We start from the raw sequence: 24,470 nt of genomic DNA, 5'->3' as shown, positions 1-24,470 counted from the left end.
GTGAAAACGCCGGAAAATGCGTCGTCGCAGGCGCATTACGCCTGGGAGAAGCAAGCGATGATCGGTATCAGCTTTACGCAAAAAACCCTGGCAGCGCGCAAGCGTATTGCCCTGGTTGCCCACGACCACTGCAAGGTATTTTTGCTCGACTGGGCTGAGCGGCAAAAAAACAAACTCGCGCAACATGAACTGGTCGCCACCGGCACGACGGGGTTGTTGTTGCAACAACGCCTCGACCTGCCGGTGGAAAGCATGATCAGCGGTCCGCTGGGCGGCGATCAGCAACTGGGCGCGCGAATCGCCGAGCAGCGGGTCGATATGCTGGTGTTCTTCTGGGACCCGTTCGAACCGCAACCCCACGACCCGGACATCAAGGCCCTGCTGCGGGTCGCGGCGGTGTGGAACATCCCGGTGGCCTGCAACGAGTGCAGTGCCGATTACCTGCTCAGCAGCCCGTTGATGGATCAGGCTCACGAACACCGCATTCCGGACTACGCGACCTATTTGCTGGGTCGTGGATGAAGCGTGACCAGTACCGGGCGTAGCAACAATCACAAATCCTTGTGGGAGCTGGCTTGCCTGCGATGGCGGTGTGTCAGCCGAATCTCTGTTGGCTGATACACCGCCATCGCAGGCAAGCCAGCTCCCACAGGGTTGGGTATTCGGCCGGCAACCGGCGTTTTCATCTAATCGAGCGGTATTTTGAACTATGCTCGGGCTCTCGCTCCGGAGGGCCTTCGATGACTGATTTACTCACGTCCATTCAAGCCGCACTCGGCTTGCCCCACACACCCATCCCGTTCGCCTCGAGGGGCGCCCTGCCCTCGGCATTTGCCGTCACCGACCTTGCCTGCGCGAGCATTGCCGCTGCCGGTCAGGCTGTCAGTGAATGGCTGCAACAACACACCGGCCGTTTGCCTACTCTTGAAGTCGACCGGCGCCTGGCGTCGTTCTGGTTCGCGACGTCGATCCGCCCCATGGGCTGGAGCGTCCCGCCGTTATGGGACCCGGTTGCCGGTGACTATGCGGCCAAGGACGGCTGGGTTCGCTTGCACACCAACGCGCCTCATCACCGTGCCGCCGCTGAAAGCGTGCTCGGCGCCTGTGCCGACCGCGCCGCGATGGCGAGCAAGGTTGCGCAATGGGCCAAAAGCGATCTGGAACAGGCCGTAGTCGATGCTGGTGGTTGCGCGGCCGAAATGCGCAGCTGGGCACAATGGCAAGCGCATCCCCAAGGTTTGGCGGTGAATGCCGAGCCGTTGATTCAGTTCAGCGCCGACAGCGGCGAAAATGCAAAGCCGTGGCGGGGTTCGGTGGCGCAACCGCTGGCGGGCATCAAGGTGCTGGATTTGACCCGCGTGTTGGCCGGCCCCATCGCCAGCCGTTTTCTCGCTGGCCTCGGCGCCGATGTTTTGCGCATCGACCCACCGACCTGGAACGAACCGGGCGTGGTGCCGGAAGTCACCTTGGGCAAACGCTGTGCGCGCCTGGATCTGCACGACAAGACTGATCGCGCGGTGTTCGAAAGCCTGCTCAAGGACGCCGATATCCTGCTCCACGGCTACCGCGCCGATGCACTGGAAAAGTTGGGCTACGGCGTCGCCGTGCGGCAAAAACTGGCGCCGGGCCTGATTGATGTGTGCCTCAACGCCTACGGTTGGAGCGGCCCCTGGCATAACCGTCGAGGGTTCGACAGTTTGGTACAGATGAGCAGCGGGATTGCCGAAGCGGGGATGCAGTGGAAGAAAGCGAACCAGCCGACGCCGCTGCCGGTGCAGGCGCTTGATCACGCCACCGGGTATTTGATGGCAGCGGCGGCGATCACGTTATTGGGACGTGGCGGGTCGGCCAGGTTGTCGTTGGCGCGGACCGCCAGGTTGCTGATTGAACAGGGTGCAGGGACCGATGAGGCATTGCGGGCGGAGGATCAAAGCGATCAAGGGATGTTGGTTGAACAGACGCCTTGGGGACCGGCGCATCGGCTTCATGTGCCGCTGAAAATCACCGGGACGCCGCTGCAATGGGCGCTGCCGGCCGGGGAATTGGGCTCCTATCGCGCGCAGTGGTGATGACTGTTCGCCCGCTCCCACATGTGATCGCATTCCTCCAAGCAAACTCGGTCACTGTGGGAGCGGGCTTGCCCGCGAAGAGGCCCGGGAAATCACTACACATCTCAGCTCAGCTCAATCCAGTCGGCTCAACGATGTACAAAGCACCTGCGCCGCCTATTCTCGACGGGTTGATACGCCAGCAACAACCTCACAACGACAGTAACCCGCTGTACAACCCATAGGCTGCCAACCCCGCCCCGGCAACCACACAGCTGAAAATCCCCTTCTCCACCGACGTAAACAGCGGTTTGCCCTGCTCCCGCTTAGCCTGGGCAAACAAAATCACCCCCGGTGCATACAACAACGCCGAGAGCAGCAGGTATTTCACGCCGCCGGCATACAACAACCAAACCGCGTAACACAGGGCAATGCCACCGATCAGCAAGTCTTTCGTGCGCTCGGCCGAAGCATGCTCATAGGTTTCTCCTCGCCCGCTCAACAACACCGCATACGCCGCCGACCACAGATACGGCACCAGAATCATCGACGAGGCAAGGTAGATCAGGCTGGTGTAAGTACCGGCGGAAAACAGCGTGATCAACAGAAAAATCTGGATCATCACGTTGGTGAGCCACAGTGCGTTGACCGGCACATGGTTGGCGTTCTCTTTTTTCAGGAAGGCTGGCATCGTCTTGTCTTTCGCGGTGGCGAAGAGGATTTCGGCGCATAGCAACGCCCAGGACAGCAAAGCTCCCAATAGTGAAATAGCCAGGCCGATGCTGATCAGCAGCGCGCCCCAAGGGCCGACGATATGTGCCAGCACCGCCGCCAGCGACGGGTTCTGCAAGGTAGCCAATTGCGGTTGGCTCATGATGCCGAGCGACAACAGGTTCACCAGCACCAGCAGCGCCAACACACCGATAAAACCGATGACCGTCGCCCGGCCCACGTCCGAACGTTTCTGCGCCCTCGCCGAATACACGCTGGCGCCTTCGATGCCGATGAAAACGAACACGGTGACCAGCATCATGTTGCGCACCTGGTCCATCACGCCGCCGAAATTCGGGTTGCTGCGACCCCAGATGTCGCGGGTGAAGATGTCCGCCTTGAAGGCCACAGCGGCAATGACGATGAACATGATCAGCGGCACGATCTTGGCCACGGTGGTCAGTTGATTGATGAACGCCGCTTCCTTGATTCCGCGCAGCACCAGAAAATGCACCGCCCACAGCAGCACCGACGCGCAGCCGATGGCGATGGGTGTGTTGCCCTGGCCAAAGGCCGGAAAGAAATAACCGAGGGTGCTGAACAGCAAGACGAAATAACCGACGTTGCCCAGCCAGGCACTGATCCAGTATCCCCAGGCCGACGAGAAACCCATGTAATCGCCGAAACCTGCCTTGGCGTAGGCGTACACCCCGGAGTCCAGTTCCGGCTTGCGATTGGCCAGGGTCTGAAAGACGAAGGCCAGGGTCAGCATGCCCACAGCAGTAATCGCCCAACCGATCAATATCGCCCCGGCATCGGCACGCGCTGCCATGTTTTGCGGTAAGGAAAAAATCCCACCGCCAATCATCGATCCCACCACCAAAGCGATCAGCGCACTCAGGCGAAGCTTTTGCGTCGGTTGCGGCATTCGGGCGTCTCCATTTCCCGCCGCGACTATCACCGCGAGACCGTCACATTGTTGGTTTTAACTAAATAGATAAAGCGTAATAACGTTTATCCATTAACGCCAATCTCTGTCTTTTACTTATAGCTGATCACGCTAACGCGCTGAATGGAAATCGCAGTTTTGTCTGTATTTCTAATAATTCATGTCACTCCAAAATCAGAACTGATCACTTGCCAAAACATAAAAACAAACTAGCGTCTAAACTTCAATCGATGCGCTTTATTTCTCCAATCGTCAGCCGAGGCCTCTGGAAAGAGCTCTTCCGGCAATAACCTTACGCCTATAAAAACGACATAAGTCATTAGTTAACAACGGAATGTGATCATGCATTGATCCAAGTCAGATGATTGAAAAGCAAACGAAATTAATCTGTTTTCTCTCTTTCTCCTGCACTGGAGTCATGCATGTCTGAATCCCCCGGAAAACTGAAACTTGGCGCTCTGGTTGCGCTGGTGGTCGGCTCGATGATCGGTGGCGGGATTTTCTCGCTGCCCCAGAACATGGCCGCCAGTGCCGACGTCGGCGCCGTTCTTATCGGTTGGGCAATCACCGCCGTCGGCATGTTGACCCTGGCCTTCGTGTTCCAGACCCTGGCCAATCGCAAGCCAGATCTGGACGGCGGTGTTTACGCCTACGCCAAGGCCGGTTTCGGCGACTACATGGGTTTCTCGTCCGCCTGGGGTTACTGGATCAGTGCCTGGCTGGGTAACGTTGGTTACTTCGTTCTGTTGTTCAGCACCCTCGGTTACTTCTTTCCGATCTTCGGCGAAGGCAACACGGTTGCTGCCGTGATCGGCGCGTCTGTGTTGCTCTGGGGCGTACATTTCCTCGTGCTGCGGGGCATCAAGGAAGCGGCGTTCATCAACCTGGTGACCACCGTCGCCAAGGTCGTACCGTTGCTGCTGTTCGTGCTGATCGCCGTGTTCGCGTTCAAACTGGACATCTTCACCGCCGACATCTGGGGCCTGAAAAACCCTGACCTGGGCAGTGTGATGAACCAGGTGCGCAAGATGATGCTGGTCACCGTCTGGGTGTTCATCGGCATCGAAGGCGCGAGCATCTTCTCGGCCCGTGCGGAAAAACGCAGCGACGTGGGTAAAGCCACCGTCATCGGTTTCATCACCGTGCTGCTGTTCCTGGTGCTGGTGAACGTGCTGTCGCTCGGGATCATGACCCAACCGGAATTGGCCAAACTGCAGAACCCGTCCATGGCCGCGGTGCTGGAACACGTGGTCGGTCATTGGGGGGCGGTGCTGATCAGCGTCGGCCTGATTATCTCGTTGCTCGGTGCGCTGCTGTCGTGGGTGTTGCTGTGTGCGGAGATCATGTTCGCCGCCGCCAAGGACCACACCATGCCGGCCTTTTTGCGCCGCGAAAACGCCAACCATGTGCCGGTCAATGCGTTGTGGCTGACCAACGCCATGGTCCAGCTGTTCCTGATCATCACGCTGTTCTCGGCCAGCACTTACCTGTCGCTGATCTACCTCGCCACGTCGATGATTCTGGTGCCATACCTGTGGTCGGCGGCGTACGCGCTGCTGTTGGCGGTGCGCGGCGAGAGTTATGAAAACGCTGCGGCCGAGCGCAGGAAAGACCTGTTCATCGGCGCCATCGCGTTGACCTACGCGGTCTGGCTGATCTATGCCGGCGGCGTCAAATACCTGCTGCTCTCCGCCCTGCTCTATGCGCCCGGCGCGATCCTGTTCGCCAAGGCCAAGCTTGAAGTCAACAAACCGGTTTTCACCAACGTCGAGAAGCTGATTTTCGCAGCGGTCGTCGTGGGCGCCCTGGTGGCGGCTTACGGGCTGTATGACGGCTTCCTGACCCTGTAACACCTGACCCATTTGTCATCTGGAGGATCACTGTAATGACCACCGAAAAAGTTAAGTACGGCGTCCATTCCGAAGCCGGCAAACTGCGTAAAGTCATGGTTTGCTCCCCCGGCCTGGCCCACCAGCGGCTGACCCCGAACAACTGCGATGAACTGCTTTTCGACGATGTGCTGTGGGTGGCTCAAGCCAAGCGTGACCATTTCGACTTCGTCACCAAAATGCGCGAGCGCAACGTCGATGTGCTGGAAATGCACAACCTGTTGACCGACATCGTTGCGATTCCTGAAGCGCTGGACTGGATCCTGGAGCGCAAGATCACCGCCAATTCGGTGGGCTTGGGTCTGGTCAATGAAACCGCATCCTGGCTGCGTAGCCTGGAGCCGCGCAAGATCGCCGAGTTTCTGATTGGCGGTGTCTCGGCCGATGACCTGCCGGACAGCTTTGGTGGCAAGACCATCCAGATGTTCCGCGAATTTCTCGGTCACTCCAGCTTCATTCTGCCGCCGCTGCCCAACACCCAGTTCACCCGTGACACCACCTGCTGGATCTACGGCGGCGTGACGCTCAACCCGATGTACTGGCCGGCGCGCCGTCAGGAAACCCTGCTGACCACCGCCATCTACAAATTCCATCCGCAGTTCACCAACGCCGACTTCCAGATCTGGTACGGCGACCCGGATCAGGACCATGGCAGCGCCACCCTTGAGGGCGGCGACGTGATGCCGATCGGCAACGGCGTGGTGCTGATCGGCATGGGCGAGCGTTCATCCCGCCAGGCCATCGGCCAATTGGCGGTCAATCTGTTCAAGAACAAAGCCGTTGAGCGGGTGATCGTCGCCGGCCTGCCAAAGTCCCGCGCCGCGATGCACCTGGACACCGTGTTCAGCTTCTGCGACCGCGACCTTGTGACCATTTTCCCGGAAGTGGTGAGCCAGATCGTCGCCTTCAGTGTGCGCCCTGACGAAAGCAAACCGGGCGGCGTCGACGTTCGCCGCGAAGAAACCAGCTTCCTCGACACCGTGGCCAAGGCCCTCAACCTCAAAGCGCTGCGCGTGGTGGAAACCGGCGGCAACGCCTTCGCCGCCGAACGCGAGCAATGGGACGACGGCAACAACGTGGTGGCCGTGGAACCCGGGGTGGTGATCGGTTACGACCGCAACACCTACACCAACACCCTGCTGCGCAAGGCCGGTGTGGAGGTCATCACCATCAGCGCCGGTGAACTCGGTCGCGGGCGTGGCGGCGGCCACTGCATGACCTGCCCGATCATCCGTGACCCTATCGACTATTAACTCTCAAACCCTGGCCGCCGCTTATCCAGCGCGGCCCGGGGGATAACCGATACCCAAGGAGATCCAATCATGGCTTTCAACATGCGTAACCGCAGCCTGCTGAGTTTGATGCACCACACCACTCGCGAGCTCAATTACCTGCTGGACCTGTCCCGTGACCTCAAACGCGCCAAGTACACCGGCACCGAGCGTCCGCACCTGCAAGGCAAAAACATCGCGCTGATCTTCGAAAAAACCTCGACCCGCACCCGCTGCGCCTTCGAAGTCGCGGCCCATGACCAGGGCGCCCACGTCACCTACATCGACCCAGTGTCGTCGCAGATCGGCCACAAGGAAAGCATGAAAGACACCGCCCGCGTGCTGGGGCGGATGTTCGACGCCATCGAGTACCGTGGCTTCGAACAGGAAATTGTCGAAGAACTGGCGAAGTTCGCCGGCGTGCCGGTGTTCAACGGTTTGACCGCTGAATTCCACCCGACGCAAATGATCGCCGACACCCTGACCATGCGTGAACACAGCGACAAGCCGCTGCACGACATCAGCTACGCCTACCTCGGCGATGCCCGCTACAACATGGGCAATTCGCTGTTGATGATCGGCGCCAAACTCGGCATGGACGTGCGCATCGCCGCGCCGAAAGCGCTGTGGCCACATCAGGACTTCATCGATCAGTGCAAAGCCTTCGCCGAGGAAAGCGGCGCGCGCATCACCATCACCGAAGACCCGAAGGAAGCGGTCAAGGGCGTGGACTTCATCCACACCGACATCTGGGTGTCGATGGGCGAGCCGGTGGAGGCGTGGGACGAGCGCATCGAGCAACTGCTGCCCTACCAGGTCAACGCCGAGATGATGAAGGCCTCGGGCAACCCGCGCGTGAAATTCATGCACTGCCTGCCGGCGTTCCACAACAGCGAAACCAAGGTCGGCAAAGACATCGCCGCGCGCTATCCGCACCTGGCCAACGGCGTCGAAGTGACGGAAGACGTCTTCGAGTCGCCGGCCAACATCGCCTTCGAGCAAGCGGAAAACCGCATGCACACCATCAAGGCGATTCTGGTGTCGGCGCTGGCGGATATCTAAGGACCGATCCGGTTCCTCCTGCAGGAACAAAGCCCCTGTGGGAGCTGGCTTGCCTGCGATGGCATCGCCTCGGTCTGTCAGATACACCGAGGTGATGCCATCGCAGGCAAGCCAGCTCCCACATTGACCGAGTTCCAACCGGGGCCGAATCGCCCGCAACCTCTGTTTAAAAGGACTGAATTATGCGTATCGTCGTTGCTCTGGGCGGTAACGCCCTGCTCCGCCGGGGTGAACCCATGACCGCGGACAACCAGCGCACCAACATCCGGATCGCCACCGAACAGATCGCCAAGGTCCATCCCGGTAACCAACTGGTGATCGCCCACGGCAATGGTCCGCAGGTCGGCCTGCTGTCGCTGCAAGCGGCGGCCTACACCCAGGTGTCCGCTTACCCGCTGGACGTGCTGGGTGCCGAAACCGAAGGCATGATCGGCTACATCATCGAACAGGAACTGGGCAACCTGCTGGACTTCGAAGTCCCGTTCGCCACCCTGCTGACCCAGGTCGAAGTCGACCCCAACGATCCAGCGTTCCAGCACCCGAGCAAACCCATCGGCCCGGTCTATACCAAGGCCGAAGCGGAAAAACTCGCCGCCGAGAAAGGCTGGGCGATTGCGCCGGACGGCGACAAATTCCGCCGCGTGGTGGCCAGCCCGAAACCGAAACACATCTTCGAAATCCGTCCGATCAAGTGGCTGCTGGAAAAAGGCAGCATCGTGATCTGCGCGGGCGGTGGTGGCATCCCGACGATGTACGGCGCCAACGGCAAACTGCAGGGCGTGGAGGCGGTGATCGACAAGGACCTGTGCTCGGCGCTGCTGGCCGAACAGCTTGAAAGCGATCTGTTGGTGATCGCCACCGACGTCAATGCGGCGTTCATCGACTTCGGCAAACCGACCCAGAAAGCCATCGCCCAGGCCCACCCCGATGAGATGGAAAAACTCGGCTTCGCCGCCGGCTCCATGGGACCGAAGGTCCAGGCGGCCTGCGAGTTCGCCCGCCATACTGGAAAAACCGCGGTGATCGGTTCACTCTCGGACATCGAAGCGATCGTCCAGGGCAAGGCCGGCACGCGTATCAGCACGGCGACACCTGGCATAACTTACTTGTAAGGAGAGACGTCAATGGCAACGTTTGAGCCCGGTCATCTGCACATCGAGCGCCACGCGCTGACCCCGGATGATGTCAACTACAACGTGCACCTCGACTATGAAGTCTCGCAGGATCCCAAGAAAGGCAAAGGGATTCTGTTCACCATGCACGGCAGCATGCAGGGAAAAGACATGACGGAGACCTTCTTTCTGCCCAAGGAGGAGGCTTACAACTTCGCCAACAACGTGACGAAAATCGCCGAGAAGTACGGAATCCCGAAGACACACAGCCAGATCGGCTCGGTTCACAAGCATTACGATTTAATGTTTGAAGACATCCGGAAGCAGTTGGATATGAAATCCGGCGACCCGGTAAACCTCGAGAACTTCGAATAACCCTGGATGAACGCTGTACCTGTGGGAGCGGGCTTGCCCGCTCCCACAGGGGATCATCGTTGCCCTGAAGTCCTGCGCAGGATTTCACCATTGGCCCGCCCCAAGGCATACTTGCCACCCTTCGCACTCCAGAACCCAACCGCCCCATGCGTATCCACGTCAGTTTCATCGACCGCGTCGGCATCACCCAGGAAGTCCTGGCCCTGCTCGGTGGGCGCAATCTCAATCTGGATGCGGTGGAAATGGTCCCGCCCAATGTTTACATCGACGCCCCGACCTTGAGCCCGGCTGTGCTCGAAGAACTGCGCGATGCGCTGTTCAGCGTGCGTGGCGTGCAAGCGGTGACGGTGGTCGACATTCTTCCCGGCCAGCGCCGTCACTTGCAGCTCGATGCGTTGCTCGCGGCCATGACCGACCCGGTGTTGGCTCTGGACAGCGCTGGCAAGGTGCTGCTGGCCAACCCGGCGCTGATCGCCCTGTACGGCCGCGAACCGGCGGGTGAAAGCATCAGCGAGCTGTTTGCCGACCCGGCGCTGCTCGACACATTGCTGGAAAACGGCTTCCGCCTGCCGCTGCGGGAGATCACCGTCAACGGTCAGACCCTGCTGCTGGACGCCACGCCGATCACCGACGCCGGCGCGCTGCTGACCCTGTACCAACCGAACCGCATCGGCGAACGCCTCTCGGCGCTGCACCACGATCACGCCGAAGGCTTCGATGCCCTGCTTGGTGAATCCCCGGCGATCCGTACGCTCAAGGCTCGCGCCCAACGGGTTGCGGCCCTCGATGCACCGTTGCTGATCCAGGGCGAGACCGGCACCGGTAAAGAACTGGTGGCCCGCGCCTGCCACGCCATCAGCGCCCGCCACGGTTCGCCGTTCCTGGCCTTGAACTGCGCGGCATTGCCAGAAAACCTCGCCGAAAGCGAGCTGTTCGGCTATGCCCCCGGTGCCTTCACCGGCGCGCAACGGGGCGGCAAACCGGGGCTGATGGAACTGGCCAACCAGGGCACGGTATTTCTCGACGAGATCGGTGAAATGTCGCCGTATTTGCAGGCGAAACTGCTGCGCTTTCTCAACGACGGCAGCTTCCGACGGGTTGGTGGCGATCGCGAAGTGAAGGTCAATGTGCGGATCCTCAGCGCGACTCACCGCGATCTGGAAAAAATGGTCAGTGAAGGTACCTTCCGCGAAGACCTGTTTTATCGCCTCAACGTGCTGAATGTCGAAGTCCCGCCGTTGCGCGAACGGGGCCAGGACATTCTGCTGCTGGCGCGCTACTTCATGCAGCAGGCCTGCGCGCAGATCCAGCGCCCGGTCTGTCGCCTGGCGCCGGGCACTTATCCGGCGCTGCTAGACAATCGCTGGCCGGGGAACGTGCGGCAATTGCAGAACGTAATCTTCCGCGCCGCGGCGATTTGCGAAAGCAGCCTGGTGGACATCGGCGACCTCGACATCGCTGGCACCTCCGTGGCGCGCCAGAGCGACAGCGAGGTCGACAGCCTCGAACAGGCCATGGAAGAGTTCGAGAAAACCCTGCTGGAAAAGCTCTACGTCAGCTACCCCTCGACCCGCCAACTGGCCAGCCGCCTGCAAACCTCCCACACCGCGATTGCCCATCGGTTGCGTAAGTACGGCATACCTAACAAACCGTAAGGCTTGTGGCTGAACACAATCCCCTCAACACCACAAAAACCTGTGAGAGCGGGCTTGCCCGCGATGGCTATCTAACATTCGACATAGAGGTTGAATGTAATGGCCCTATCGCGGGCAAGCCCGCTCCCACAGGTTCTGCGCTGCTTTTCAAAATCGTCTTCAAAAACGACCTCCATCTGTACTGAAAGCGCTACAGTGGAATGATATCGATACACACCTTCTCAATCACCGCTGTGCAAGGCTTTGATCCTCTTAAACTTTTTTCTCCGCCTTGCGCTGTAGCGATTTCGCTACAGCCCGCAAATCGCCGCGCTTCGAAAAAACATATAACTTATTGATTTTTAACAATAAAAAAACATTGGCCGCGTTTTTGCTTAGTAACCATCCATAAAGTACGGCATTGCCGAGCATTCAATCGCGTCCACCAGACGAGTCTGGCCCCCTTAGGAGTTTCCATGAGCGAGTTGCGTTTTACTGAAGATCACGAATGGCTGCGCACCGAAGCTGACGGCACCGTCACAGTCGGCATCACCGCTTTCGCGCAGAACGCCCTGGGCGACGTGGTTTTCGTACAACTGCCTGAGCTGCAGTCCTACGACAAAGGCGCTGAAGCCGCCACCGTGGAATCGGTAAAAGCCGCCAGCGGTGTGTATATGCCACTCGACGGTGAAGTGCTGGAAGTTAACCCGGCGCTGGACAGCAGCCCTGAACTGGTCAACGAAGATCCGCTGGGCGAAGGCTGGTTCTTCCGCTTCAAGCCAACCGACGCCTCGGCTGTCGGCCAACTGCTGGATCAAGACGCTTACGACCGTCTGATCGCCCAAGCCTGAGGAGCGCCGACATGACTCAAGTACTTCCTGTTTCTGTAAATGTCAGCACCGCCAACGAATTCATCGCCCGCCACATCGGCCCGCGTGCCGGTGATGAGCAAGCCATGCTCAACAGCCTCGGTTTCGACTCCCTGAAAGCCCTGAGCGCCAGCGTCATTCCCGAGAGCATCAAAGGCACCAGCGTCCTCGGCCTGGAAGACGGCCTGAGTGAAGCGGATGCCCTGGCGCTGATCAAATCCATCGCCGGCAAAAACCAGCTGTTCAAGACCTACATCGGCCAGGGCTACTACGGCACTCACACGCCGTCGCCGATCTTGCGCAACCTGCTGGAAAACCCGGCCTGGTACACCGCCTACACCCCGTATCAACCAGAAATTTCCCAGGGTCGTCTCGAAGCGCTGCTGAACTTCCAGACCCTGATCAGCGACCTCACCGGTCTGCCGATCGCCAACGCCTCGCTGCTGGACGAAGCCACCGCCGCTGCCGAAGCGATGACCTTCTGCAAACGCCTGAGCAAGAACAAAGGCAGCCACGCGTTCTTCGCCTCGGTTCATTGCCACCCGCAAACCCTCGACGTGCTGCGCACCCGCGCCGAGCCGCTGGGTATCGACGTGGTAGTCGGCGACGAGCGCGAACTGACTGACGTGACGCCATTCTTCGGTGCCCTGCTGCAATACCCGGCCAGCAACGGTGATGTGTTCGACTACCGCGAACTGACCGAGCGCTTCCACGCGGCTAATGCGCTGGTCGCCGTCGCGGCTGACCTGCTGGCCCTGACCGTGCTGACTCCGCCAGGCGAATTCGGCGCCGACGTGGCCATCGGCAGCGCGCAACGCTTCGGCGTGCCGCTGGGTTTCGGTGGTCCGCACGCGGCCTACTTCTCCACCCGCGATGCGTTCAAGCGCGACATGCCAGGCCGTCTGGTCGGCGTTTCCGTGGACCGTTTCGGCAAGCCGGCCCTGCGCCTGGCCATGCAGACCCGCGAGCAACATATCCGTCGCGAGAAGGCCACGTCGAACATCTGCACCGCGCAGGTTTTGCTGGCCAACATCGCCAGCATGTACGCCGTGTACCACGGCCCGAAAGGCCTGACGCAGATCGCCCAGCGCATTCATCACCTGACCGCGATCCTCGCCAAAGGCTTGAGCGCATTGGGTCTGAGCGTCGAGCAAGCCAACTTCTTCGATACGCTGACAATTAAAACCGGCGTTAACACCGCCAAGCTGCACGACCAGGCGCGTGCTCAGCAGATCAACCTGCGCGTCGTCGATGCTGAACGTCTGGGCCTGTCGCTGGACGAAACCACGTCGCAAGCTGACGTTGAAACCCTGTGGAGCGTGCTATCTGAAGGCAAGGCGCTGCCAGATTTCGCCACCCTCGCCACCTCGGTCGAAAGCACTCTCCCGGCCGCGCTCGTTCGCCAATCGCCGATCCTCAGCCACCCGGTGTTCAACCGTTATCACTCGGAAACCGAGCTGATGCGCTACCTGCGCAAGCTCGCCGACAAGGACCTGGCCCTGGATCGCACCATGATTCCGCTGGGTTCCTGCACCATGAAACTCAACGCCGCCAGCGAAATGATCCCGGTGACCTGGGCTGAATTCGGTGCCCTGCACCCGTTCGCCCCGGCCGAGCAAAGCGCCGGCTACCAGCAGTTGACCGATGAACTGGAAGCGATGCTCTGCGCCGCCACCGGTTACGACTCGATCTCCCTGCAACCGAACGCCGGCTCCCAAGGTGAATACGCTGGCCTGCTGGCGATCCGCGCCTACCACCAGAGCCGTGGCGAAGACCGTCGCGACATCTGCCTGATCCCGTCGTCCGCCCACGGGACCAACCCGGCCACCGCCAACATGGCTGGCATGCGTGTGGTCGTGACCGCGTGCGATGCCCGCGGCAACGTCGACATCGAAGACCTGCGCGCCAAGGCCATCGAGCACCGCGAACACCTCGCTGCGCTGATGATCACCTACCCGTCCACCCATGGCGTGTTCGAAGAAGGCATCCGCGAAATCTGCGGCATCATTCACGACAACGGCGGCCAGGTGTACATCGACGGCGCCAACATGAATGCCATGGTCGGCCTCTGCGCACCGGGCAAGTTCGGCGGCGACGTATCCCACCTGAACCTGCACAAAACCTTCTGCATCCCACACGGTGGTGGCGGCCCGGGCGTCGGCCCGATTGGCGTCAAGTCGCACCTGACACCGTTCCTGCCGGGCCACGCCCAGATGGAACGCAAGGAAGGCGCGGTCTGCGCGGCACCGTTCGGCAGCGCGAGCATTCTGCCGATCACCTGGATGTACATTCGAATGATGGGTGGCGCGGGTCTCAAGCGTGCTTCGCAACTGGCGATCCTGAACGCCAACTACATTTCCCGTCGCCTCGAAGAGCACTACCCAGTGCTGTACACCGGCAGCAACGGGTTGGTGGCGCACGAATGCATCCTCGACCTGCGTCCGTTGAAAGACAGCAGCGGCATTAGCGTCGATGACGTCGCCAAGCGCCTGATCGACTTCGGCTTCCACGCCCCGACCATGTCGTTCCCGGTGGCCGGCACGTTGATGATCGAACCGACCGAAAGCGAATCCAAGGAAGAACTGGACCGCTTCTGCGACGCAATGATCCGCATCCGCGAAGAAATCCGCGCGGTGGAAAACGGCACGCTGGACAAGGACGACAACCCGCTGAAAAACGCGCCACACACCGCCGCGGAAATCGTCGGTGAGTGGACTCACCCGTACAGCCGCGAGCAAGCGGTGTACCCGGTAGCGTCGCTGATCGAAGGCAAGTACTGGCCACCGGTCGGTCGCGTCGACAACGTCTTCGGCGATCGCAACCTGGTCTGCGCCTGCCCGTCGATCGAAAGCTACGCTTAAACGGATAAGGGGGCGGGTCTACTCGCCCCCACATTCAAGAACCACAAAACCCTGTGGGAGCTGGCTTGCCTGCGATAGCGGTGGATCAGTCAGCATCCCGCTTGCCTGACACACCGCTATCGCAGGCAAGCCAGCTCCCACAGGACCGAATCCAGCCAAAAGATTTTAGCCAATTCCTATAACAAGAAACCGGAGAACAACCATGTCGTTAAGCGTGTTCGACCTGTTCAAGATTGGCATCGGCCCCTCCAGCTCCCACACCGTCGGCCCGATGCGTGCTGCTGCGCGTTTCGCCGAAGGTCTGCGCCGTGAAGGGCTGCTGGCGGCAACCACCTGCGTCAAAGTCGAACTCTACGGCTCGCTCGGCGCCACCGGCAAAGGCCACGGCAGCGACAAGGCTGTATTGCTGGGCCTGGAAGGCGAACACCCGGATACCGTAGACACCGAAACCGTCGCCGCTCGCCTGCAAGAGATTCGCGGCGGCGGTCGCTTGAACCTGCTCGGCGAACACAGCATTGCGTTCAACGAGAAAGAACACCTGGCGATGATTCGCAAACCGTTGGCCTATCACCCCAACGGCATGATCTTTCGCGCGTTCGATGCCGCTGGCCTGCAAATCCGCAGCCGCGAGTACTACTCGGTTGGTGGCGGGTTCGTGGTCGATGAAGACGCTGCCGGCGCCGACCGCATTGTCGAAGACGCCACCCCCCTGACCTTCCCGTTCAAAAGCGCTAAGGACCTGCTCGGTCATTGCACCACCTATGGCTTGTCCATCAGCCAAGTGATGCTGACCAATGAAAGTGCCTGGCGTCCGGAGGCGGAAACCCGTGCCGGTTTGCTGAAGATCTGGCAAGTGATGCAAGACTGCGTCGCCGCCGGTTGCCGCAACGAAGGCATCCTGCCCGGTGGACTGAAGGTCAAACGCCGGGCTGCAGCGCTGCATCGGCAACTGTGCAACAACCCGGAATCGTCACTGCGTGATCCGCTGTCGGTGCTGGACTGGGTCAACCTGTACGCCTTGGCGGTCAACGAAGAAAACGCCAACGGCGGACGCGTGGTCACCGCGCCCACCAATGGTGCAGCCGGAATCATCCCGGCGGTGTTGCATTACTACATGCGCTTCATCCCTGGCGCCAACGAAGACGGCGTGGTGCGCTTTCTGCTGACGGCCGCCGCGATCGGCATTCTGTACAAGGAAAACGCCTCGATCTCCGGCGCCGAAGTCGGCTGTCAGGGCGAGGTTGGCGTCGCCTGTTCCATGGCCGCCGGTGCCTTGTGTGAAGTGCTTGGCGGCACCGTGCAGCAGGTGGAAAACGCCGCCGAAATCGGCATGGAACACAACCTCGGCCTGACCTGCGACCCGATTGGCGGATTGGTGCAAGTACCTTGCATCGAGCGCAATGCCATGGGCTCGGTCAAGGCCATCAATGCGGTGCGCATGGCCTTGCGCGGCGACGGTCAGCACTTCGTCTCCCTCGACAAAGTCATCCGCACCATGCGCCAGACCGGCGCCGACATGAAAAGCAAATACAAGGAAACCGCCCGTGGCGGTTTAGCGGTCAACATTATCGAGTGCTGATGCGCGCATCTGCACTATTTTCAGGAGCTGGATATGTCCACCGAACAATTGTTGAAAACCCCGTTGCACGCACTGCACCTCGAACTCGGCGCCCGCATGGTGCCGTTTGCCGGCTACGATATGCCGGTGCAATACCCGTTGGGCGTGATGAAAGAACACCAGCACACCCGTGATCAGGCCGGGTTGTTCGATGTTTCGCACATGGGCCAGATCCGCCTGACCGGCGCCAACGCTGCCAAGGCCCTGGAAACTCTGGTGCCGGTGGACATCATCGATTTGCCGGTGGGCATGCAGCGCTACGCGATGTTCACCAACGAGACTGGCGGCATCCTCGACGACCTGATGGTCGCCAACCTCGGTAATGACGAACTGTTCCTGGTGGTCAACGCGGCCTGCAAGGATCAAGACCTGGCGCACCTGCGCAAGCACATCGGCGACCAGTGCACGATCGAACCACTGTTCGAAGAGCGCGCGTTGCTGGCATTGCAAGGCCCGGCCGCCGTCACCGTGCTCGCACGCCTGGCGCCTGAAGTGGCGAAGATGACCTTTATGCAGTTCGCCCGCGTGAAGTTGTTGGGCGTGGACTGCTTTGTCAGCCGTTCGGGCTACACCGGTGAAGACGGTTTCGAAATCTCCGTACCGGCCGCCAATGCCGAAGCCCTGGCTCGCGCCCTGCTGGCTGAACCGGAAGTGGCGGCCATCGGCCTCGGCGCTCGCGACTCCCTGCGCCTGGAAGCCGGCCTGTGCCTCTACGGCCACGACATGAACACCGAAACCACCCCGATCGAAGCCAGCCTGCTGTGGGCCATCTCCAAGCCTCGTCGTGCCGATGGCGCGCGGGCCGGTGGCTTCCCCGGCGCTGAAACCGTGTTCGCCCAGCAGCAAGCCGGTGTCAGCCGCAAACGCGTTGGCCTGCTGCCGCAGGAACGTACGCCGGTGCGCGAAGGTGCGGAAATCGTCAACGAAGCCGGCGAAATCATCGGCAGCGTGTGCAGCGGCGGCTTCGGTCCGACCCTCGGCGGTCCTTTGGCCATGGGTTACCTCGACAGCGCATATATCGCTTTGGATACGCCGGTTTGGGCAATTGTTCGTGGGAAAAAGGTGCCTTTGCTTGTAAGCAAAATGCCATTTGTTCCACAACGCTACTATCGTGGTTGATCGACCGTTTCTATAAGTAACGCGGTTGCGTTAACAGTGCACTAATCTGTAACGCAGCCGCCATAAAACAGTGCGAACGTTTCGTTTATGAACGTTACTTATAACGATCGAAAACAACTGAACAACTCCATCGAATAAGCCGGCGCTAGTGCCACCAACCCGAGGAAATACGGGCCTTCGCAGGGCTTGTTTTTTCTCCCGTAGTTGGCGTAGAGTTTGTTCACTGTGTTTGCATGGGTCGCTTGGAATCGTGACCTGGGCAGTAGCCTACAAGTTAGCTACATCCCGTCCGACGTCTTCTTACTCTCCTGCAACCAGCCCCAGTACTCTTTCACCAGAAGGAGACTGTCATTCATTTTTTTGCGTCAAAGGAAATAAGAAATGTCCCAACGTCAGAGCGGTACCGTCAAGTGGTTTAACGACGAGAAAGGTTTTGGTTTTATCACTCCAGAAAGCGGTCCGGATCTGTTCGTACATTTCCGCGCTATTCAGGGCAACGGCTTCAAGAGCCTGAAAGAAGGCCAGAAAGTGACGTTCGTTGCTGTGCAAGGCCAGAAAGGCATGCAGGCTGACGAAGTACAAGCAGAAGCCTGATCTTCTGTAACGAAAAAGCCCCTGATACTGATATCAGGGGCTTTTTTGTGCGCGTAAATCCGTAAAATGGCTTCTTTTTTCGTTCAGAGGCTGCCATGTCGAAACACCTGCTCTACCCACAGGGCGACTTCCCCGCCGTCGGCCTGGGTCGTCGCCTGGCAGCGATGTTCTACGACTTCCTGTTATGCACCGCCCTGCTGATCGTCACCAGCGGCGTTTACAAGATGATCCAGATGGCGATCATCGGCGAAGGCCAAATGCGTGCCTTGACCGAAGCCGGTGCGCTGGACGGTGATCCACTGCTATCGACGGTGCTGTTGTTCGTGCTGTTCGGTTTCTTTGCCAAGTTCTGGACCTGGTCGGGGCAGACGCTGGGCATGCAGGTGTGGGGCATCCGCGTGCAAAACGCCGACGGCTCATCCATCAGTCTGTGGCAGGCTCTGTTGCGCTTTGTGGTGTCGATCGCGTCCTGGCTATGCCTCGGGCTGGGGTTCTTCTGGTCGCTGTTCGACAAGCAGAAGCGCAGCTGGCATGACATCTACTCCAATACCCTGCTCGTGCGGATTCCGAAGAAGACCAAATAGCACAGGCAATGCAAATCACGGTGGCGAGGGAGCTTGCTCCCGCTGGGGTGCGAAGCGCCCCCAAATGCGGCTGCTGCGCAACCGAACGGGAGCAAGCTCCCTCGCCACAACAGCTCTCGCCACAGTAAGTATTAGGCGTTGCCGGCCAATTTCATCCGCGCCGCCTGCGTGAAATCAAGCATCCGCTTCAACGGCCGCACCGCCTGCGGAATCAACGCCGGATCAACGAAGATCTCGTTGGTGCCCTCACGCAAGCTCTTCAGCGTGCGCTCAAGGGTGTTCATCGCCATCCACGGGCAATGTGCGCAACTGCGGCAGGCTGCGCCGTTACCGGCCGTTGGCGCTTCGATGAAGACCTTGTCCGGGCACAGCTGCTGCATCTTGTAGAAGATGCCACGGTCGGTGGCGACGATCAGGGTCTTGTTCGGCAGACTTTGCGCCGCAGCGATCAGCTGACTGGTAGAACCCACCGCGTCGGCCAAATCGATGACGGCGGTCGGCGACTCCGGGTGCACCAGGATGGCCGCATCCGGGTACAGCGCTTTCATGTCTTCGAGCTGTTTGGCCTTGAACTCTTCATGGACGATGCAAGCACCGTCCCACAGCAGCATGTCGGCACCGGTCTTGCGCTGGATGTAAGTGCCCAGGTGCTTGTCCGGAGCCCAGATGATGGTTTCGCCGTTATCCATCAGGCTTTCGACGATTTCCAGCGCGCAGCTGGACGTCACCACCCAATCCGCCCTGGCTTTGACCGCCGCCGAGGTGTTGGCATACACCACCACCGTACGTTCCGGATGCTGATCGCAGAACGCCGAGAACTCGTCCACCGGGCAACCCAGGTCCAGCGAGCAAGTCGCTTCCAGGGTCGGCATCAGTACACGTTTTTCAGGGTTGAGGATTTTCGCGGTTTCGCCCATGAACTTCACACCGGCGACCACCACAGTCTTGGCCGGGTGGGCATTGCCGAAGCGGGCCATCTCCAGAGAGTCGGAGACGCAACCACCGGTTTCTTCGGCCAGGGCCTGAATGACCGGATCGCAATAGAAGTGGGCAACCAGCACTGCGTCCTGAGCCTTGAGCTCGGCAGCGATGGCAGTACGGTAATAAGCCTCTTCCTCGGCGGTCAGCGGCTTGGGCTGCTTGGCGTCGAGGTGGGCTTGAACCAGAAGGCGTTCGGAAATCTGCGTCATGTTCGCAAGACCTGCAGGCGCTTTCGCGCGAAAGTCGAGTATACACCCGGCTCCGGACCCTTAAGGGTACCGCCGGGAGAGTGAGTATTCATCAGGCGTGGATAGCGTTGAAGCTGCGCAAGGCTACAGAATATCCCGTGGATGCAAAAGATGATTCTGACCTGCGTCACCCGGACTGAGTGGACCTCAAATCGCAGGCAAAAAAAAACCCGGAAATCCTCACTTACGTGGGCCCTTCCAGATTTTTTAAAATGGTGGGTCGTGTGGGATTCGAACCTACGACCAATTGGTTAAAAGCCAACTGCTCTACCAACTGAGCTAACGACCCGCTGTGTGGTGGCGCGTATAATACTGATTTTTAAGGACTATTCAACACCTAATTTGAAATAAATCAAAAATAAGGTGTTGGGTCAGTCACACCGGCCGCCGCAAAGCCTTCTGCACGCAGGCGGCAGCTGTCACATTTACCGCAGGCGCGGCCATTATCGTCTGCCTGATAGCAGGAAACGGTCAGCCCGTAATCGACGCCAAGCTTCACGCCAGCCTGAACGATCTGCGCCTTGCTCAGGTTCTGCAGTGGCGCCTGGATACGGAAGCCCTGCCCTTCTACCCCGGCCTTGGTCGCCAGGTTGGCCATGCGCTCGAAGGCTTCGATGAACTCGGGACGGCAATCCGGGTAACCGGAGTAATCCACCGCGTTAACGCCGATAAAGATGTCACGCGCGCCCAGCACTTCGGCCCAGCCCAGCGCCAGGGACAGAAACACGGTATTGCGCGCCGGCACGTAAGTCACCGGGATACCTTCACCCGGCGTTTCCGGCACATCGATACTAGTGTCGGTCAGGGCCGAGCCGCCGATGCCATTCAGGTTCAGGCCGATCACCTTGTGCTCGACCACACCCAAGTCTTGGGCGACGCGTGCGGCGGCGTGCAATTCGGCGTGAGACCGCTGACCGTAATCGAAGCTCATGGTGTAGCAGCTATAGCCTTCAGCACGAGCCATGGCCACGACAGTCGCGGAGTCGAGGCCACCGGACAGCAAGATGACCGCACGTTTTTCGACAGTGTTCAGTTGTTCAGTCATTTCAGCGCCCCGGCTCGTCATTCCAAAGATATTTATGCAGCTGCAATTGCAGGCGCACAGGCAGATTATCCGCCACCACCCAGTCCGCCAGATCACGCGCGTTCAGGTCATGGTGGCTCGGCGAGAACAGGACTTCGCCGGCACGCTGGTCAAGACCGTACTGAATCAGCTTGGACACGGCCCAGTCGTAGTCTTCCCGCGAGCAGATGACAAACTTTACCTGATCGTTAGGCGTGAGCAGCTCAATGTTCTCGTAGCGGTTGCGATGCGCTTCTTTCGAACCCGGGGTTTTCAGGTCGACGACGCGACTGACCCGGGGATCGACCGCCGAGATATCCAGCGCGCCACTGGTTTCCAGCGACACTTCGTAGCCGGCGTCACACAACTGCTTGAGTAAGGGAATGGCATTCGGTTGCGCCAGGGGTTCACCGCCCGTGACACAAACATAACGCGGGCGAAAACCGGCCACTTGCTCGAGGATGTCGTCGAGCGTGCGGATGGTGCCGCCCGTGAAGGCGTAGGCGCTGTCGCAGTATTGGCAACGCAATGGGCAACCGGTCAGGCGCACAAAAACAGTGGGCAGCCCGGCAGTCCGCGTTTCACCCTGCAACGAGTAGAAAACTTCGGTGATTCTCAATGTGTCTTGCATAGTCGCCACGGGCGTAACAGCTAAACAGGCTGTCCGCCTCCGTCAGGCACTTCAAGGAACCTCGCCAACGCGCAGATCCCAAAAAGCGTGTTTCATAAAAAGGGCATGAATTCTAACGAAAAAACCCGCGACAAGCGCGGGTTTCTTCTAAACGCATCAAGCAAGCTTACATGCGCTGCAAATCGCGTTGAGCCAACTGAGCGGCGGAAGTGCCCGGATATTGGGACACGACCTGCTGCAGAATGCCTTTGACCCGATCGGTATGACCGAGACGGCGCTCTACATCAGCGAGCTTGTACAGCGAATCAGGCACTTTGGGGTGCTTGGGGTACAGCTGCGAAACCTTGGCAAATGCCTGACCTGCGCCTTGCAGATCGCCTTTGGCCAGGTTCACTTCACCCAACCAGTACTGGGCGTTGCCCGCGTATTGGCTGTTCGGGTATTTGCGCAGGAATGCGGCGAAAGCCTGGCTGGCCTTGTCGAAATCCTTGGCTTTGATCAGGTCGAAGGCTGCATCGTAATACAGTTTTTCCTTCGCCGGATCGGCCGGTTCGCCACCCGCGGCAGGGGCTTGAGCGGCTGCGGCTGCCGCTCCCGCACCTGCGCCGGCTGCTGCACCGGGGGCATTCAAATTGCCACCGGTGGAAGAATTATCAGGAGTCGCGGCAGGTGCAACACCGGTTCCTATGCGCCGATCAAGATCCTGATATCGCTCCAGGTTCTCTTGCTTCATGCGCGCTACATCATTTTGCAGAACTTCGATCACACCCTGTTGGCGTGAGATCTGCTCCTGCATCGATTGCAGTTGGTTGAACAGCTCGCCCTGTGCCGAGACAGGGGCCGAAACCCCTCCCCCGGCATAGGCGCCGTTCGTACCGTAACCCGCAGGCGGATAACTACTCCCGCTATTGTTATAGCCGGAGTTGTCCTCGACCACAGGAACCGCAGCCCACACCGCAAGCGGTGCGAGGCTGAGAGCCAAAACAGTTACAGCACGACGGCACGTTCGCATGACGAATTACTTACGCAGTTCGACGCGACGGTTTTGAGCCCAGGACTGCTCGTCGTTGCCGGTAGCAACTGGACGCTCTTCGCCGTAGGAAACCAGTTCCAGCTGAGCTGGGGAAACACCTTGCAGTACCAGGTAACGCTGAACGGCTTTCGCACGACGCTCGCCCAGTGCCATGTTGTACTCACGAGTACCACGTTCGTCGGTGTTGCCTTCCAGAACAACGCGAGCGCCGTTTGCTTTCAGGTCTTTGGCGTGAACGTCCAGAGCGCGCATGGCTTCTGGCTTCAGGTCCGAGCTGTCGTATTCGAAGTAGAAGGTGGTGATTGCGCGCAGAGCAGCTTCTTCGCTCAGGGAGCCGTCAACAGCACCAGTGTTAGCGCCGTAACCAGCGTTTGGATCAACAGCGCCTTCACCGGCGTTGTCGCCGCCTTTGGACGAGCAACCTACAGCTACAGCCATGGCCAGAGCCAGCGCAGCAAATTTACCAAACTTCAGCATTTCCATCGTGAAACTCCTAATGAACCCCAGTGTGTTAAGTACAACGTGTAGCGCCGCGTCAGTTCAGGTAAGGGGACCAGGACGGTTCTCTGACTTCGCCTTGTGCGGTAGGAAGCGGGAGCCTCACGCGTCCATTAATGGACACGAGCATCAAGACTCCCCGGCCCTGCTGGCGGGTGGCGTAGATTACCATGGTGCCGTTGGGCGCAACAGTAGGCGACTCGTCCAGAGTGCTATCAGTGAGGATCTTTACACTACCTCGCTGCAAATCCTGGGCCGCCACCTTGAAATTGGTGAAGCCTTCCTGACGATGGATCATCACCAGGGTCTTTTCATCGGCCGACAGTTTAGGGTTGGCGTTGTAGTTACCGATGAAGGTCACACGCTCCGCACCACCACCGCTTGCGCTGGTTTTGTAGATCTGTGGCTTGCCGCCACGGTCGGAGGTGAAGTAGATGGTCGAACCATCTTTACCCCAGAACGGTTCGGTGTTGATGCCCTGACCGTTGGTGACGCGACTGATCTGACGCGAACCCAGGTTCATCACATAGATGTCCGGGTTACCGTCTTTCGACAATACGAATGCCAGACGCTGACCATCCGGCGACCATGCTGGCGCACCATTCAGGCCTTCGAAGTTGGTGATCTGCTCACGGCGACCGGTGTCGATGTTCTGCATGAAAATGCGCGGACGCTTCTGCTCGAACGAGACATAGGCAATGCGCTTGCCATCCGGTGCAAAACGCGGCGACAGGATCGGCTCGCGCGATTGCAGCAGTGTCACGGCACGGGCACCGTCATAGTCCGAACGTTGCAACGTGTAGCGAGTGTTCTTCTCGGAGAACCGCTCGGCCGTCACGTACAGCAGACGAGTCGAGAACGCACCTTTGATACCGGTGAGTTTCTCGAACGACTGGTCGGAGATGTAATGCGCCATGTCGCGCAGTTGATCGACGCTGCCCGACACGCTACCAGTCAGCACTTGCTGCTCGGTGGCGACGTTGAACAGTGCGTATTGAACCTGCAGGCGACCGCCCGCTGGAACGATACTGCCGACCATGACGTACTGGGCACCCAGCGCCTTGAAGTCACGGAAGATGATTTCGCTGGCCTGGCTTGGCTGGCTGATCATGTTCTGTTTTGGAATCGGCGAGTAGTAACCCGAGTTGCGCAGGTCGTTACCGATGATTTCGGCCATGTCGTCCGGCAGCACGCTGCCGCCCTGGTTGCCAAACGGAACGACTGCTATCGGGGTGGCCCGATCACTGCCGCTGGTGACCAGAATGTTTTTTTCATCTGCTGCCGCTATCCCTGCCATGCAGCAGATAACGACAAGCATTC

At 59.6% G+C, this 24,470-nt stretch carries 21 protein-coding genes and 1 tRNA gene; 14 read left to right on the top strand and 8 right to left on the bottom strand.

The annotated features are described in order from the left end of the window. The first annotated feature begins 57 nt into the window (after window positions 1-57). Together AB7M26_RS12155 and AB7M26_RS12150 are read left to right on the top strand one after the other, a co-directional pair. Window positions 58-522, top strand: coding sequence for a methylglyoxal synthase (locus tag AB7M26_RS12155; protein ID WP_123495468.1), 465 nt, complete (start codon window positions 58-60; stop codon window positions 520-522). Between the two features lie 218 nt (window positions 523-740). After that, a complete protein-coding gene (locus AB7M26_RS12150) occupies window positions 741-2,069 on the top strand; it encodes a CoA transferase (protein ID WP_429384449.1) in 1,329 nt (442 codons plus the stop codon). 190 nt (window positions 2,070-2,259) lie between these two features. Here AB7M26_RS12150 and arcD (AB7M26_RS12145) read toward each other — a convergent pair whose 3' ends face one another. Further along, window positions 2,260-3,687 (bottom strand): arginine-ornithine antiporter, encoded by a 1,428-nt coding sequence (arcD, locus tag AB7M26_RS12145; RefSeq protein ID WP_123495471.1) that lies wholly within the window; start codon window positions 3,685-3,687, stop codon window positions 2,260-2,262. A 443-nt stretch (window positions 3,688-4,130) separates the two neighbouring features. Between arcD (AB7M26_RS12145) and arcD (AB7M26_RS12140) the strand changes: the two genes are divergently transcribed. The 12 genes from arcD (AB7M26_RS12140) to AB7M26_RS12085 all read left to right on the top strand — a co-directional run bounded on the left by arcD (AB7M26_RS12140) (window position 4,131) and on the right by AB7M26_RS12085 (window position 18,696). Beyond that, window positions 4,131-5,558 (top strand): arginine-ornithine antiporter, encoded by a 1,428-nt coding sequence (arcD, locus tag AB7M26_RS12140; protein WP_123495473.1) that lies wholly within the window; start codon window positions 4,131-4,133, stop codon window positions 5,556-5,558. 35 nt (window positions 5,559-5,593) lie between these two features. Continuing rightward, window positions 5,594-6,850 (top strand): arginine deiminase, encoded by a 1,257-nt coding sequence (gene arcA / locus AB7M26_RS12135; RefSeq protein ID WP_123495475.1) that lies wholly within the window; start codon window positions 5,594-5,596, stop codon window positions 6,848-6,850. 69 nt (window positions 6,851-6,919) lie between these two features. Then, complete coding sequence (locus tag AB7M26_RS12130; protein WP_123495477.1) at window positions 6,920-7,930, top strand: ornithine carbamoyltransferase; 1,011 nt, start codon at window positions 6,920-6,922, stop codon at window positions 7,928-7,930. A gap of 182 nt (window positions 7,931-8,112) precedes the next feature. Continuing rightward, on the top strand, window positions 8,113-9,042 hold the full coding sequence (gene arcC, locus AB7M26_RS12125; protein ID WP_123495479.1) for a carbamate kinase: 930 nt from the start codon (window positions 8,113-8,115) through the stop codon (window positions 9,040-9,042). Between the two features lie 12 nt (window positions 9,043-9,054). Then, on the top strand, window positions 9,055-9,417 hold the full coding sequence (locus AB7M26_RS12120) for a DUF5064 family protein (protein ID WP_123495482.1): 363 nt from the start codon (window positions 9,055-9,057) through the stop codon (window positions 9,415-9,417). Between the two features lie 146 nt (window positions 9,418-9,563). Then, a complete protein-coding gene (locus tag AB7M26_RS12115; RefSeq protein ID WP_123495484.1) occupies window positions 9,564-11,072 on the top strand; it encodes a sigma-54-dependent transcriptional regulator in 1,509 nt (502 codons plus the stop codon). Between the two features lie 455 nt (window positions 11,073-11,527). After that, window positions 11,528-11,902 carry a glycine cleavage system protein GcvH gene (gcvH, locus tag AB7M26_RS12110; RefSeq protein WP_123495486.1) on the top strand — a complete coding sequence of 125 codons (375 nt, stop codon included), beginning with the start codon at window positions 11,528-11,530 and terminating at the stop codon, window positions 11,900-11,902. A gap of 11 nt (window positions 11,903-11,913) precedes the next feature. Continuing rightward, window positions 11,914-14,781, top strand: coding sequence for an aminomethyl-transferring glycine dehydrogenase (gene gcvP / locus AB7M26_RS12105; protein ID WP_123495488.1), 2,868 nt, complete (start codon window positions 11,914-11,916; stop codon window positions 14,779-14,781). A 202-nt stretch (window positions 14,782-14,983) separates the two neighbouring features. Beyond that, complete coding sequence (locus tag AB7M26_RS12100; protein WP_123495490.1) at window positions 14,984-16,360, top strand: L-serine ammonia-lyase; 1,377 nt, start codon at window positions 14,984-14,986, stop codon at window positions 16,358-16,360. A gap of 33 nt (window positions 16,361-16,393) precedes the next feature. After that, window positions 16,394-17,518, top strand: coding sequence for a glycine cleavage system aminomethyltransferase GcvT (gene gcvT, locus AB7M26_RS12095; RefSeq protein WP_429384440.1), 1,125 nt, complete (start codon window positions 16,394-16,396; stop codon window positions 17,516-17,518). 381 nt (window positions 17,519-17,899) lie between these two features. Then, window positions 17,900-18,112, top strand: a complete 213-nt coding sequence (locus AB7M26_RS12090) for a cold-shock protein (RefSeq protein ID WP_003175786.1) — start codon at window positions 17,900-17,902, stop codon at window positions 18,110-18,112. 95 nt (window positions 18,113-18,207) lie between these two features. Further along, window positions 18,208-18,696, top strand: coding sequence for an RDD family protein (locus AB7M26_RS12085; RefSeq protein ID WP_123495494.1), 489 nt, complete (start codon window positions 18,208-18,210; stop codon window positions 18,694-18,696). A 131-nt stretch (window positions 18,697-18,827) separates the two neighbouring features. On the opposite strand, the gene nadA is transcribed toward AB7M26_RS12085, so the two are convergent. The 7 genes from nadA to tolB all read right to left on the bottom strand — a co-directional run bounded on the left by nadA (window position 18,828) and on the right by tolB (window position 24,468). Then, window positions 18,828-19,886: a quinolinate synthase NadA gene (nadA, locus tag AB7M26_RS12080; protein WP_048395651.1), complete on the bottom strand. Its 1,059-nt coding sequence runs from the start codon at window positions 19,884-19,886 to the stop codon at window positions 18,828-18,830. A gap of 252 nt (window positions 19,887-20,138) precedes the next feature. Then, window positions 20,139-20,214 (bottom strand) — tRNA-Lys (locus AB7M26_RS12075). A 63-nt stretch (window positions 20,215-20,277) separates the two neighbouring features. Next, window positions 20,278-20,970 carry a 7-cyano-7-deazaguanine synthase QueC gene (queC, locus tag AB7M26_RS12070; RefSeq protein WP_123495496.1) on the bottom strand — a complete coding sequence of 231 codons (693 nt, stop codon included), beginning with the start codon at window positions 20,968-20,970 and terminating at the stop codon, window positions 20,278-20,280. A 1-nt stretch (window position 20,971) separates the two neighbouring features. Beyond that, the gene (queE, locus tag AB7M26_RS12065; protein WP_008072914.1) at window positions 20,972-21,619 is read right to left on the bottom strand and encodes a 7-carboxy-7-deazaguanine synthase QueE; all 648 of its coding nucleotides are present in this window, start codon (window positions 21,617-21,619) and stop codon (window positions 20,972-20,974) included. 166 nt (window positions 21,620-21,785) lie between these two features. Continuing rightward, window positions 21,786-22,631, bottom strand: coding sequence for a tol-pal system protein YbgF (gene ybgF / locus AB7M26_RS12060; RefSeq protein ID WP_123495498.1), 846 nt, complete (start codon window positions 22,629-22,631; stop codon window positions 21,786-21,788). A gap of 6 nt (window positions 22,632-22,637) precedes the next feature. Continuing rightward, a complete protein-coding gene (pal, locus tag AB7M26_RS12055) occupies window positions 22,638-23,135 on the bottom strand; it encodes a peptidoglycan-associated lipoprotein Pal (RefSeq protein ID WP_003178634.1) in 498 nt (165 codons plus the stop codon). A 52-nt stretch (window positions 23,136-23,187) separates the two neighbouring features. Continuing rightward, window positions 23,188-24,468 (bottom strand): Tol-Pal system beta propeller repeat protein TolB, encoded by a 1,281-nt coding sequence (gene tolB / locus AB7M26_RS12050; RefSeq protein WP_185022094.1) that lies wholly within the window; start codon window positions 24,466-24,468, stop codon window positions 23,188-23,190. Between the last annotated feature and the right edge of the window lie 2 nt (window positions 24,469-24,470).

The organism is Pseudomonas sp. F-14 TE3482 (assembly GCF_053629455.1).
This window is presented reverse-complemented; position numbering and strand designations above follow the sequence as displayed.

What these genes read in the sequence shown, in the direction of transcription:
- AB7M26_RS12155 (WP_123495468.1), top strand. Translation starts at nt 58, where the DNA reads ATGATCGGTATCAGCTTTACGCAAAAAACCCTGGCAGCGCGCAAGCGT.
- AB7M26_RS12150 (WP_429384449.1), top strand. Translation starts at nt 741, where the DNA reads ATGACTGATTTACTCACGTCCATTCAAGCCGCACTCGGCTTGCCCCAC.
- arcD (WP_123495471.1), bottom strand. Translation starts at nt 3,687, where the DNA reads ATGCCGCAACCGACGCAAAAGCTTCGCCTGAGTGCGCTGATCGCTTTG.
- arcD (WP_123495473.1), top strand. Translation starts at nt 4,131, where the DNA reads ATGTCTGAATCCCCCGGAAAACTGAAACTTGGCGCTCTGGTTGCGCTG.
- arcA (WP_123495475.1), top strand. Translation starts at nt 5,594, where the DNA reads ATGACCACCGAAAAAGTTAAGTACGGCGTCCATTCCGAAGCCGGCAAA.
- AB7M26_RS12130 (WP_123495477.1), top strand. Translation starts at nt 6,920, where the DNA reads ATGGCTTTCAACATGCGTAACCGCAGCCTGCTGAGTTTGATGCACCAC.
- arcC (WP_123495479.1), top strand. Translation starts at nt 8,113, where the DNA reads ATGCGTATCGTCGTTGCTCTGGGCGGTAACGCCCTGCTCCGCCGGGGT.
- AB7M26_RS12120 (WP_123495482.1), top strand. Translation starts at nt 9,055, where the DNA reads ATGGCAACGTTTGAGCCCGGTCATCTGCACATCGAGCGCCACGCGCTG.
- AB7M26_RS12115 (WP_123495484.1), top strand. Translation starts at nt 9,564, where the DNA reads ATGCGTATCCACGTCAGTTTCATCGACCGCGTCGGCATCACCCAGGAA.
- gcvH (WP_123495486.1), top strand. Translation starts at nt 11,528, where the DNA reads ATGAGCGAGTTGCGTTTTACTGAAGATCACGAATGGCTGCGCACCGAA.
- gcvP (WP_123495488.1), top strand. Translation starts at nt 11,914, where the DNA reads ATGACTCAAGTACTTCCTGTTTCTGTAAATGTCAGCACCGCCAACGAA.
- AB7M26_RS12100 (WP_123495490.1), top strand. Translation starts at nt 14,984, where the DNA reads ATGTCGTTAAGCGTGTTCGACCTGTTCAAGATTGGCATCGGCCCCTCC.
- gcvT (WP_429384440.1), top strand. Translation starts at nt 16,394, where the DNA reads ATGTCCACCGAACAATTGTTGAAAACCCCGTTGCACGCACTGCACCTC.
- AB7M26_RS12090 (WP_003175786.1), top strand. Translation starts at nt 17,900, where the DNA reads ATGTCCCAACGTCAGAGCGGTACCGTCAAGTGGTTTAACGACGAGAAA.
- AB7M26_RS12085 (WP_123495494.1), top strand. Translation starts at nt 18,208, where the DNA reads ATGTCGAAACACCTGCTCTACCCACAGGGCGACTTCCCCGCCGTCGGC.
- nadA (WP_048395651.1), bottom strand. Translation starts at nt 19,886, where the DNA reads ATGACGCAGATTTCCGAACGCCTTCTGGTTCAAGCCCACCTCGACGCC.
- queC (WP_123495496.1), bottom strand. Translation starts at nt 20,970, where the DNA reads ATGACTGAACAACTGAACACTGTCGAAAAACGTGCGGTCATCTTGCTG.
- queE (WP_008072914.1), bottom strand. Translation starts at nt 21,619, where the DNA reads ATGCAAGACACATTGAGAATCACCGAAGTTTTCTACTCGTTGCAGGGT.
- ybgF (WP_123495498.1), bottom strand. Translation starts at nt 22,631, where the DNA reads ATGCGAACGTGCCGTCGTGCTGTAACTGTTTTGGCTCTCAGCCTCGCA.
- pal (WP_003178634.1), bottom strand. Translation starts at nt 23,135, where the DNA reads ATGGAAATGCTGAAGTTTGGTAAATTTGCTGCGCTGGCTCTGGCCATG.
- tolB (WP_185022094.1), bottom strand. Translation starts at nt 24,468, where the DNA reads ATGCTTGTCGTTATCTGCTGCATGGCAGGGATAGCGGCAGCAGATGAA.